We start from the raw sequence: 10,537 nt of genomic DNA on the forward strand, positions 1-10,537 counted from the left end.
GCGTGTTGTTGTTTTCCGGCCGCTCATAACAACAACACGCCGCAGGTCAACGAAGGGGGGCTAGGTGCCTCGGAGGGATTTGGACAGGCGGCGGCCCAGGAGTAGGTAGGCGATCACTACGCCTGCCACGTTGAGGATCACGTCGTCTATGTCGAACGCCCGTCCCATGACCAGTAGGCCCTGGATCGTCTCGATGGTCAGGGAGAGGATCCCGCTCAGGAGGGCCAGGCGCAGCGGGCCGCGCAGGGTCGTCCACACGAGCGGGAGCAGTACGCCGAGGGGTGCCAGGAGCGCGAGGTTGCCGCCCACCTGGAGGAACGCCTCCTTGGTGGGGCGGTCCAGGTAGAAGCGCAGCGAGCGGCCGGGGTCGGTGTTGCCGCCCGCCTGGCCGTTGTCGTGGACGGGCGTCAGCGTGAGCTTGAACGCGAAGTAGAAGAAGACGCCGAGCAGGCCCAGCGCGATCAGCACGACGACGGCCCGCAGCGCGACGACGTACCACCGGACCCGTTCGCCCGGCGCCGCGGGCTGCCACATCTCCACCAACATTCGGCTCGTCGTCCCCGGGCCGTGCCGGACTATGTGCACCGCTCCATTCCGGTTCGCCCGTAATGCGGGCATGCGAACGCCCGCGCCCGTGCGGGCGCGGGCGCGGGCGTTCGCCCGGGTCAGGCCGCGACCGCGGTCGTGGCCGGCTCCAGTGCCAGGTCCAGCACCTCGCGGACGTCGCTGACGGTGAAGACCGTCATGCTCTCCAGCACCTCGGCCGGGACGTCCTCGAGGTCGGGCTCGTTGCGCTTCGGCACGATCGCCGTGGTGATGCCGAGCCGGGACGCGGCCAGCAGCTTCTGCTTCAGGCCGCCGATCGGCAGCACCCGCCCGGTCAGCGACACCTCGCCGGTCATCGCCACGTCCGCGCGGACGGGCCGCCCGGACAGCAGCGACGCGAGGGCCGCCGTCATCGTGATGCCGGCGCTCGGGCCGTCCTTCGGGATCGCGCCGGCGGGCACGTGGACGTGCACGCCTCGGTCCTTCAGGTCGCCGACCGGCAGTTCCAGCTCCGCGCCGCGCGAGCGCAGGTAGGACAGCGCGATCCGGGCCGACTCCTTCATGACGTCGCCGAGCTGCCCGGTGAGCGTCACGCCGGTGTCCCCGGTCTCCTTGTCGGCCAGCGACGCCTCGATGTAGAGGACGTCGCCGCCCGCGCCGGTGACCGCGAGGCCCGTCGCCACGCCCGGCACGCCGGTGCGGCGCTCGCCCCGGCTCAGCTCGACCTCCGGGGTGAACCTGGGCCGTCCCAGGTAGTCCTTGAGGTCGGCCGCGCCGATCGAGACCGGCAGCGTCGCCTTCTCCAGCGCCACGTTCGCGGCGATCTTCCGCAGGACCCGCGCGATCGAGCGGTCCAGGGACCGGACGCCGGCCTCGCGGGTGTACTCGGCCGCCAGCATCCGCAGCGCGTCGTCGCCGAAGCCCACCTCGGCCGCCTCCATCCCGGCCTTGTCGAGCTGGCGCGGCAGCAGGTGGTCGCGGGCGATGGTGACCTTCTCGTGCTCGGTGTAGCCGTCCAGCTGCACCAGCTCCATCCGGTCGAGCAGCGGCCCGGGGATGGCCTCGACCACGTTCGCGGTGGCGAGGAACAGCACGTCGCTCAGGTCGAGCTCGACCTCCAGGTAGTGGTCCCGGAAGGTGTGGTTCTGCTCGGGGTCGAGGACCTCCAGCAGCGCCGCCGTCGGGTCGCCCCGGTAGTCGGCGCCGACCTTGTCGACCTCGTCCAGCAGGACGACCGGGTTCATCGAGCCGGCCTCGCGGATCGCCCGGACGATGCGTCCGGGGAGCGCGCCCACGTAGGTCCGGCGGTGGCCGCGGATCTCGGCCTCGTCCCGCACGCCGCCCAGGGCGACACGGACGAACTCGCGTCCCATGGCCCGCGCGACCGACTCGCCCAGCGAGGTCTTGCCCACGCCGGGGGGACCGGTCAGCGCCAGCACCGCGCCGCTCCTGCGCCCGCCGACGACGCCGAGGCCGCGGTCCTCGCGCCGCTTGCGCACGGCCAGGTACTCGACGATGCGCTCCTTCACGTCGTCCAGCCCGGCGTGGTCGGCGTCCAGGATCTCGCGGGCGCCCGCGATGTCGTAGGCGTCCTCGGTCCGCTCGTTCCACGGGATGTCGAGGACGGTGTCGAGCCACGTGCGGATCCAGCCGCCCTCCGGCGAGGCGTCGGACGACCGCTCCAGCTTGTCGACCTCCTTCAGCGCCGCCTCGCGCACCTTCTCGGGGAGGTTCGCGGCCTCGATCCGGGCCCGGTAGTCGTCCTCCTCGTCGGCGGGGTCGCCGTTCAGCTCGGCCAGCTCCTTGCGGATGGCCTCCTGCTGCTGCCGCAGCAGGAACTCCCGCTGCGTCTTCTCCATGCCCTCCTGGACGTCCTTGCGGATGGTCTCCGCCACGTCCAGCTCGGCGAGGTGGTCGCGCGTCCAGCCGATCACCAGCTCGAGCCGCTCGACCACGTCGGTGGTCTCCAGGACCTCGATCTTCTGCTCGTCGGTCAGGTACGGCGCGTACCCGGAGTTGTCGGCCAGCGTGGACGGGTCGTCGATCTGCTGCACCACGTCCACGACCTGCCACGCGCCGCGCTTCTGCAGGATCGCGCTGACCAGGCCCTTGTACTCCTTGGCCAGCTCCTGGGCCCGCCCGGACGCCGGCGGCGCCTCCAGCACGGTCCCCTCGACCCACAGCGCCGCGCCCGGCCCGGTCGTCCCGGTCCCGATCCGCACCCGCGACACACCGCGGACGACCGCGCCCGGCTCGCCGCCGGGCAGCCGCCCCTCCTGCTCGATGACGCCGAGCGTGCCGACGTCGGAGTACCGCCCGTTCAGCCGGGGCACCAGCAGCACCCGCGGCTTGCTCACCGACCGGATGCCCGGCCCCCGGGACTGGGCCGCCGCCCGCGCGGCCTCGATGGCCGCCCGGACCTCGCCGTTCTCGGACAGGTCCAGGGGGACCACCATGCCGGGCAGAACGACCCCGTCTTCCAGGGGCAGCACCGGCAGCGTCAGGGTTTCGCTCATGCTCAGCTCCAAGTCCATCGACGACCCAACCTCAAGTTGAGTCATACACACTCAAGAAAACGGAGCAGCATTTTGTTTCCGCAGCAACGTTCGCTCTCAGCGATCAGCCGCGCGCTCCGTCGCCGTGCAGGAGGTCGTGGGCGGCCTCGGTGAAGGCCAGGACGCGGGCCGTGGCGTTGTCGGCCCGCCACAGCAGGCCCCAGCGCAGGGGCGGGGCGTCGGCGAAGGGGATGTAGGCGACGTCGGGGCGGGCGTAGTAGCGCCTGGCCTGCGCGCCGACCGGGAAGACGCCGCGGCCGGCGCCGATGAGGGTGAGCATCTCGTTGAAGGTGGCGGCCGAGGGGCCCGGGGGGATCGGCCGTCCGGACGGTGTCGCGGCGGGGGTGCGGTCGCGGCGGAGGGACTCGGGCAGCGTGCCGGGGAGCTGGAGCAGGGGCGTCCGCGCCAGGTCCTCCAGGCGGACGGACGAGCGGCGCGCGAACGGGTGCCCGACCGGCACGGCGAGCATGCGCGCCTCCGACACCAGGACCGCGCCGGTGGCGATGCCGGGTTCGTCGACGGGGAAGGTGCCGAGGGCCAGGTCGACCTCGCCGTCGCGCAGCCACGGCATCAGGTCGGTCATCTGCGCCTCGCGCAGGCTGACGTCGCAGTCGGGGCAACGCCGCCGGAACAGGTCGGCGGCCCCGGCCAGCAGCTGCCCGCCGGCGGCGCCGACGAACGCGACCCGCAGGGTGCCGGTCAGGCCGCGGCCGGCGGCGACGGCCTCCTCGACGGCATCGGTGATCTGGTCCCAGGCCGGGCGCAGCCGCTCGTGCAGCCGCCGTCCCGCCGCCGTGAGCTCCACCCGGCGGCTGGTGCGGTCGAACAGCGGCACCCCGACGCGGCGCTCCAGCTTGGCGATGGTCTGGCTGATCCGGGCGGTCGACACGTGCAGCCGCTCGGCGGTGCGGCCGAAGTGCAGCTCCTCGGCGAGGGTGAGCAGCGCCTCGATCTCGTGCCGCTCCAGCATGCGTCCCCCTCATCGTTAAGTCAGGCTTGACGATCGTTGCACAGCGGCGCGTTGATCCGCGATGGGTCCCGGCCGAGAGTGGAACCGCTCGCCGACCACTCCGACCTGTACGGGGGACACGCATGTACGTCACCGAGGAACGTGCGCTATCCGCATCGGCCGCCGACGCCGGCGCCGTCGCGCGGGAGCTGCGGGACCGGACCGAGATCCTGGACGCGCTCTACCGCTTCGGCCTCGGCCAGGACCTGAAGGACGAGGACCTGTTCGCCGCCGCCTTCGCCGCCGACGCCGAACTGGACTTCCGTCCGGCGGCGGCCCGTTGGGGCGGGCACCCGCCGCTGATGACGGGCCGCGGCACCATCGTCACCACGATCCTGGCCCTGTTCGCCGGACGGGTGGACACCACCCACCAGATCACCAACCCCCGCATCGCCGTCGCCGGCGACACCGCGCGCCTGACCGCGCTGGTGGAGGCGCAGCACCTGCTGGCCGCCGACCACGGCACCTTCGCCCTGCTGACTAACCCCTACGACGTCGAGCTGATCCGGGACGGGGACCGCTGGGTGATCCGCCGCATGCGCATCGACAACACCTGGTACACCGGCGACCCCGCCGCGATCTTCGGCTGACCTCCGCCGCCGTGCGAGCGGCGACTCCGAACCACAGGAAGACGATGAACGAGTTGAACACCCTGCGAACCGCCGTCCAGGGACGGGTACTGCTGCCCGGCGAGCCGGGCTTCGACGACGCCCGCCGCCCCTGGAACCTGGCCGTCGAGCAGCCGGCCGCGGCCGTGGTCGAGGCCGCCGACGCCGGCGACGTCGCCGCGCTGGTCCGGTTCGCCCGGACCGAGGGGCTGGGCATCGCGACCCAGCCGAACGGGCACGGCGCCACCGGCCGCACCGGCGGCACCGTCCTGCTCCGCACCGGCCGGCTCGGCACGGTGGAGATCGACGCCGCCGCCCGCCGCGCCCGCGTCGGCGCCGGCGTGCCGTCCGGACGGCTGCAGGCCGCCGCGGCGCCGCACGGGCTGACCGGGCTGCCCGGCAGTTCCCCGGTCGTCAGCGTCGCCGGCGTCGCCCTCGGCGGCGGGCTGAGCTGGTTCGGCCGCGCGCACGGCTGGGTCGCCGACAGCGTCACGGCGTTCGACATCGTCGACGCCGACGGCCGGCAACGGCATGTCACCGCCGGCACCGACGCCGACCTGTTCTGGGCGCTGCGCGGCGGAGGCGGCGACTTCGCCGTCGTCACCGCCCTCGAACTGGCCCTGCATCCCGCCCCGCGCCTGTACGGAGGCCGGATGCTGTGGACGGCCGAGCACGCCCCCGAGGTGATGGACGCCTACCGGCGGATCACCGCCACGGCCCCCGGCGAATTGACCGTCTGGCTCGATCTGCTGCACTTCCCCGGAGCCGACCCCATGGTCGCCATCGACGCCACCCACCTCGGCGACGCCGGGCAGGCGCGCGATCTGCTCGCTCCGCTGGACCGCCTGCCCCGGCCGCTGTCCGATTCCAGGCGGGTCATGGCGGTCTCCGAACTCGGCACGATCACCGCCGAGCCCACCGAACCCGGACCCGGCCTGTCGCGCGCCGAACTGCTCACCGACCTGGACGACACCGCCGCCAAGACGCTGCTCGCCGACCCGGTCGCCCCGCTGCTGAGCGTCCAGATCCGGCACCTGGGCGGCGCGTTCACCCGTCCGAGCGACACGCCGCACGGCCCGCTGACCGAGCCCTACGCCCTCTACCTGTTCGGCATCCCGTCCGATCCGGCGACGGCCCGCGCCGTCGCCGCCCGGCAGCGTGCCCTCGCCGACGCCCTCCCCGTGAGCGGCCGCAAGCCCCTCACCTTTCTCAATCCGGCGGAGAGCGCGGCCGACGCCTTCGGCCCCGCCGCGCTCGACCGCCTGCGCCGCATCAAGCACCACCGTGATCCGCGCAATACCTTCCGCGGCAACTTCCCGGTCGCGGGCTGACGCCTTCTTTCCGATACGCACGTTGCGTAATTCCGTCCGGGCGGGTACGGTCGAATTACGAAACGTGCGTATCGAAAGGAGAGGGATGCCTCCCTCAGCACGCCGCGGCAGGCCCCGCGACGCCGGCGCCGACGAGCAGATCCTGCGGGCCGCCGAGCAGGAGCTGCTGGCCAACGGCTACGCGGCCTTCACGGTGGACAAGGTCGCCAGGTCGGCGGCCGTCGCCAAGACCACGCTGTACCGGCGCTGGCCCACCAAGGACCACCTGGCCATCGCCGTGATCGCCCGCATGCAGGACGAGGTCCCCGTGCCCGACACCGGGGACCTGCGGGCCGACCTCGTCGACTACCTGGAGCAGATCGCGCTGGGGCTGGACCGGACGCGCCGGGCCGGGCCCGGGCACGCGCCGGACGACCCCTCGTCCGGCCTCGTCGGCGAGCTGGTCGCGGCGGCCGCGCGGCACCCCGACATCGGGGCGCTGGTCCGCGCGGTCTTCGAGCAGCGCAACGCCCTGGCCATCGGGCTGATCGACCGGGCCCGCCGGCGCGGCGACCTGCGCCCGGACACCGACCCGGAGCTGCTGTTCGACCAGCTCTCCGGGGCCCTGTACTACCGGCTGCTCATCACCGGCCGGCCCATCCACCGCGCCTATGCCGAGAAGCTCGTCGACGCCGCCCTGTCCGGCGTCCTCCCCGCGAAGGAGAAGCGGACATGACCACCACGGCCCCCACCCCCGCCCCCGCCCGGACGCGCCGGCCGAAGCGCCGCCGCCTGCTGATCGCGTTCGGGATCGTCGCCGTCCTGCTGGCGGGCTACGCGACCTGGACCAACCTGCGTCCCTTCACCCTGCGCGCCTCGATCGAGATCGACGCCACGCCCGAGCAGGTGTGGACGGTCCTGAGCGACCTGCCCGCCTATCCCCAGTGGAACCCGTTCATCGTCTCCTCCAGCGGGCGGCTGGAGAAGGGGGCGACCCTGCGCAACGTCATGCGCGACCAGGGCGGGGACACCACCTTCACGCCGACCGTGCTGGAGGCCGCCCCCGGCCGGGAGCTCCGCTGGATCGGCAGGATCGGCCCCGGCGGGATCTTCGACGGCGAGCACCGCTTCCTGATCGAGCCGATCGCCCCCGGCCGCGTCAGGCTCACGCAGAGCGAGCGGTTCACCGGCGTCGCGGTCCCCCTCTTCCAGAACCAGCTGACCGACCGCACCCTCCCGCAGTTCCACGCACTGAACAAGGCCCTCGCCCAGCGCGTCGGCGCGACCCGGAACTAGCCGCGCCATCGGGTGGCACGCGGTCAGGTGAGGCGGTGGCCGCCGTCAACATGGAGGACGGTTCCGGTGATGAAGCCGTTGCCCATCACGGATGTGAAGGCTTGGGCGATGTCCTCCGGGGTGCCGACGCGCCGGGCGGGGAGGCGTCCGGCCAGGTCGGCGAACGCCGCCTGCTTGTCCATGGCGAGCTGCTCCCAGATGGGGGTGTCGACCCAGCCGGGCGAGACGACGTTCACCCGGACGGGCGCCAGCTCGACCGCCAGCCCGTACGCGAGCGAGGCGAGGGCGCCGTTGGCCGCGGCGACGATGGTGTTGGAGCCGTTCGGACGGTAGGCGTTGATGCCCGAGGTGTAGGTGATCGACCCGGTCACCCGGCCGGCTCCGTGCTTGGCGACGAGCCAGGCACCGAGCAGCTTGGTGTCCAGGAAGGACCTGGCGGTCGCCGTGGCGACGTCGGTGGTGCGGCCGTAGGCTCCGGTCGCGTCCGCCGCCGTGACCACGACGTGCTCCACCTTTCCGACATGTGCGAACAGCCCGGCCACGTCCTCTTCGCTGCCGATGTCGGCCCGGACGGTGCTCAGCCCATGGTGGTCGAGTTCCGCTCGGGCCGCGGCGAGCCGGTTATCGGACCGGCCGACGATCGTCACGTCCCTTCCGCCGGTGAGCAGGGTCCGGGCCAGGGCCAGGCCCATACCGGAGCCGCCTCCGATGATCAATGCGTAGGTCATGCGACGAGCCTCGTCCGCGTCCGGAGGTGCACGGAAGGCCGCGGCATACCTGGGTGCGACACGGCCACCCAGGGCTGGAGCGTCCGGTGGCAGACTCGACGGCATGAACGCTCTGGCGGAGTTCCTCCGAGCCCGGCGAGGACGGATCGGCCCGGCCGACGTCGGGCTGCCGGTCGGTCCGCGCCCGCGCCGCCTGCCCGGGCTGCGCCGGGAGGAACTGGCCGCGCTCGCCGGGGTGAGCGTCGACTACTACACCCGGATCGAGCAGGGCCGCGAGACCGCGCCCAGCGACTCGGTGCTCGACGCGCTCGCCCGCGCCCTGCGCCTCGGCGACGACGAGCACGCGCACCTGCTCGCCCTCGCCGACCGGGTCGCGGGGCGGACGCCTCGCCGCCGCCCCGCCGGTCCGCGGCCCGTCCGCCCCGGCCTGCTGCTGATGCTGGACTCGCTGCGGCCCAGCCCCGCGTTCGTCCTCAACGAGGTCAACGACGTGCTCGCGGCGAACGCCGAGGCGCTCGCGCTGATGAGCGGGATCGGCGACTGGCCGCCCGGACGGCGCAACTCGATCCGCTACACCTTCCTGCACCCGGCCGCCCGGACGGTCTTCGCCGACTGGGACCGGGTCGCCCGCAACAGCGTCGCGCACCTGCACACCGCCGAACTGACCGCGCCGGGGCCCGCCGCCGCGCTGGCCGCCGAACTGACCGCGGCGAGCGGCGAGTTCGCCGAGCTGTGGCACCGGCAGGACGTGCGGGTCAAGCGCGGCGGGGAGACGGCGTTCCGGCATCCGGTGATCGGCCCGGTGACGCTGGCCAACGAGATCCTCGCCACCGCCGGCGACGGCCAGCGGATGCTGGTCTACCAGGCCGAACCGGGCACGGCCGAGCACGACGCACTCGTGCTGCTGGCGATGACCGCCGAGGACGTCACCCCGCGCGGATGACCAGGGCGGTCGTGTTGTCGCGGGTGCTGGCGTCCAGGGCGTACCGGACGAGGGCGCGGGCGTCGTCCAGCGGAGTCGGGCCGTTCAAGTGGTCGCGGTACGCGTCCGGGTGCGGCAGGTGGCGCCACAGGCCGTCGGTGCAGAGGAGCAGGTCGCCGGGGCCCCGCGGGCGGTAACTGCGGGTCCGCGGACGGGGGTCGCCGGCATCCGCGCCCAGCCAGGCGGTCAGGACGTCCCGGGCGTCGGTGTCGTCTTCGCTGAGCGTCATCCCCGGACCGTCGCCGGGAAGCCAGTAGGCGCGGCTGTCGCCGATCCAGCTCGCCCAGATACCGTCCGGGCCCGCGATGCCCGCGACGTAGGTGCAGGCGGGGGCCGAGTGGACCGACGCGGCCAGCGCGGTCACGGCGCGGGACGCGCGGAGGGCCGCCTCGTCCAGGGCGTGTTCCGGGAGGTCGCCGGCCGCCAGGCGGGAGGCAAGGACGTTCGCGGCGGTCTCGGCGGCGACCCGGGCGGCGCGGTCGGCGCGGGGCGACATGGAGACGCCGTCGCAGACGACGCCGATCGTCCAGGCGCCGGACGCGGCCAGGGTCGCCGCGTCGGCGTTGCGGTCCCGGCGGGCACGGTCGGTGACGGCGGCACCGGTGGCCGTGGTGATCTCCAGATGGGAGCGGAAGGCGGGCTGGGGACCGCCGCAGTCCCAGCAGCGGCCGTCGGGGGCCACCGTTCCGCCGCAAGTGACGCAGGAGGGCATGGGGACAGAGTGCCGGAACCCGCGCGGGCAATGCGCGCGGGCAATGCGGAGGCAAAGTCCAACTGGTGATCTTGATTCTTTGCGCGGACCGCGTTTACGCGCGCATGACGTGCGGGTACTTAACGCAACGAGATCGTGACACACGGTGAACGAGAGATCCTCGGGGCGGCAAAGTCCCAGGTCGGGAGCGAGGGAGGTTGCGGATGCGCCGTACAGAGCGTGAAATCCGGCCGGCCCTCGCGTCCCTCTCCCCGCGCGGCCCGGTCCGTACGGCCGAGGGCGTTCGCGGCGCGCGCCACCGCCACCCGTCCCCCAGCGGGTGCCGGAGCGGCGGCACGCGGCGACACACCTCGGGTCCTCGGCCGTACCGGGCCGGCCCGGCGCCCTCTCCCGGCCCCGGTGCCGCCCGCCCCCGCGGCACCGCGGTCCCCCGGCGGCCGGGCCGGCGGCCCCGTCCCATCGCGCCGCCGGCCCGGTCCGAGACTTGCGGGCGCCGCACGGCGCCCTCCCCCGCGGCCGGACGGGCCGTCACGCCCCCCGCCCGGCCCCGGACCGGAAGGGAGGTGGGAATCAGCCCCCAGCCGAACCGGCGGGATGCCGGTAGTGCACAGGCGGCCGGAACTCCGTCCGACCCCCGTCCCGGCCGCCGACGCAGTTAGGGATCGCTGCGGAACCGGGGCCCGGGGGGGGGGGGGGCCGGCGGCGCCCGCGGCGCCGCCGCCCCGGCCCGGCCCCCGCCCCCCGCCCCAGCCCGCGCGTCCCGGCCCCCCCGGCGGGGCGGCGCGCGGCGG

Annotated in this window: 10 protein-coding genes; 5 read left to right on the forward strand and 5 right to left on the reverse strand. The window is 74.0% G+C overall.

The annotated features are described in order from the left end of the window. Positions 1-60 precede the first annotated feature (60 nt). The 3 genes from ABZ806_RS43900 to ABZ806_RS43910 all read right to left on the reverse strand — a co-directional run bounded on the left by ABZ806_RS43900 (position 61) and on the right by ABZ806_RS43910 (position 4,071). Positions 61-546 carry a VanZ family protein gene (locus ABZ806_RS43900; protein ID WP_500225688.1) on the reverse strand — a complete coding sequence of 162 codons (486 nt, stop codon included), beginning with the start codon at positions 544-546 and terminating at the stop codon, positions 61-63. Between the two features lie 119 nt (positions 547-665). Next, on the reverse strand, positions 666-3,062 hold the full coding sequence (gene lon, locus ABZ806_RS43905; protein ID WP_500225691.1) for an endopeptidase La: 2,397 nt from the start codon (positions 3,060-3,062) through the stop codon (positions 666-668). A gap of 103 nt (positions 3,063-3,165) precedes the next feature. Then, positions 3,166-4,071, reverse strand: a complete 906-nt coding sequence (locus ABZ806_RS43910; RefSeq protein WP_500225693.1) for a LysR family transcriptional regulator — start codon at positions 4,069-4,071, stop codon at positions 3,166-3,168. 122 nt (positions 4,072-4,193) lie between these two features. Here ABZ806_RS43910 and ABZ806_RS43915 point away from each other — a divergent pair, with 122 nt between their 5' ends. The 4 genes from ABZ806_RS43915 to ABZ806_RS43930 all read left to right on the forward strand — a co-directional run bounded on the left by ABZ806_RS43915 (position 4,194) and on the right by ABZ806_RS43930 (position 7,324). Continuing rightward, a complete protein-coding gene (locus ABZ806_RS43915) occupies positions 4,194-4,700 on the forward strand; it encodes a nuclear transport factor 2 family protein (protein WP_500225694.1) in 507 nt (168 codons plus the stop codon). A gap of 44 nt (positions 4,701-4,744) precedes the next feature. Then, positions 4,745-6,049 (forward strand): FAD-binding oxidoreductase, encoded by a 1,305-nt coding sequence (locus ABZ806_RS43920; protein ID WP_500225697.1) that lies wholly within the window; start codon positions 4,745-4,747, stop codon positions 6,047-6,049. A gap of 85 nt (positions 6,050-6,134) precedes the next feature. Next, complete coding sequence (locus ABZ806_RS43925) at positions 6,135-6,764, forward strand: TetR/AcrR family transcriptional regulator (RefSeq protein ID WP_500225700.1); 630 nt, start codon at positions 6,135-6,137, stop codon at positions 6,762-6,764. Continuing rightward, positions 6,761-7,324, forward strand: a complete 564-nt coding sequence (locus ABZ806_RS43930) for an SRPBCC family protein (protein WP_500225704.1) — start codon at positions 6,761-6,763, stop codon at positions 7,322-7,324. The genes ABZ806_RS43925 and ABZ806_RS43930 overlap by 4 nt, the downstream gene beginning before the upstream one ends. A gap of 23 nt (positions 7,325-7,347) precedes the next feature. Here ABZ806_RS43930 and ABZ806_RS43935 read toward each other — a convergent pair whose 3' ends face one another. Continuing rightward, the gene (locus ABZ806_RS43935) at positions 7,348-8,052 is read right to left on the reverse strand and encodes an SDR family oxidoreductase (RefSeq protein WP_500225708.1); all 705 of its coding nucleotides are present in this window, start codon (positions 8,050-8,052) and stop codon (positions 7,348-7,350) included. A gap of 103 nt (positions 8,053-8,155) precedes the next feature. On the opposite strand from ABZ806_RS43935, the gene ABZ806_RS43940 reads away from it, so the two are divergent. Next, positions 8,156-8,995, forward strand: coding sequence for a helix-turn-helix transcriptional regulator (locus ABZ806_RS43940; protein ID WP_500225712.1), 840 nt, complete (start codon positions 8,156-8,158; stop codon positions 8,993-8,995). Here the strand turns inward: ABZ806_RS43940 and ABZ806_RS43945 are convergent. Continuing rightward, positions 8,979-9,716 carry a PP2C family protein-serine/threonine phosphatase gene (locus ABZ806_RS43945; protein WP_500225715.1) on the reverse strand — a complete coding sequence of 246 codons (738 nt, stop codon included), beginning with the start codon at positions 9,714-9,716 and terminating at the stop codon, positions 8,979-8,981. The genes ABZ806_RS43940 and ABZ806_RS43945 overlap by 17 nt on opposite strands. Between the last annotated feature and the right edge of the window lie 821 nt (positions 9,717-10,537).

Source organism: Spirillospora sp. NPDC047418, assembly GCF_040643275.1.
Classification (GTDB): domain Bacteria; phylum Actinomycetota; class Actinomycetes; order Streptosporangiales; family Streptosporangiaceae; genus Spirillospora.

Bases quoted from the DNA above. Each gene is read 5' to 3' on its own strand.
- ABZ806_RS43930 (WP_500225704.1), top strand. From the start codon at position 6,761: ATGACCACCACGGCCCCCACCCCCGCCCCCGCCCGGACGCGCCGGCCG.
- ABZ806_RS43910 (WP_500225693.1), bottom strand. From the start codon at position 4,071: ATGCTGGAGCGGCACGAGATCGAGGCGCTGCTCACCCTCGCCGAGGAG.
- lon (WP_500225691.1), bottom strand. From the start codon at position 3,062: ATGAGCGAAACCCTGACGCTGCCGGTGCTGCCCCTGGAAGACGGGGTC.
- ABZ806_RS43925 (WP_500225700.1), top strand. From the start codon at position 6,135: ATGCCTCCCTCAGCACGCCGCGGCAGGCCCCGCGACGCCGGCGCCGAC.
- ABZ806_RS43900 (WP_500225688.1), bottom strand. From the start codon at position 546: ATGTTGGTGGAGATGTGGCAGCCCGCGGCGCCGGGCGAACGGGTCCGG.
- ABZ806_RS43940 (WP_500225712.1), top strand. From the start codon at position 8,156: ATGAACGCTCTGGCGGAGTTCCTCCGAGCCCGGCGAGGACGGATCGGC.
- ABZ806_RS43935 (WP_500225708.1), bottom strand. From the start codon at position 8,052: ATGACCTACGCATTGATCATCGGAGGCGGCTCCGGTATGGGCCTGGCC.
- ABZ806_RS43915 (WP_500225694.1), top strand. From the start codon at position 4,194: ATGTACGTCACCGAGGAACGTGCGCTATCCGCATCGGCCGCCGACGCC.
- ABZ806_RS43920 (WP_500225697.1), top strand. From the start codon at position 4,745: ATGAACGAGTTGAACACCCTGCGAACCGCCGTCCAGGGACGGGTACTG.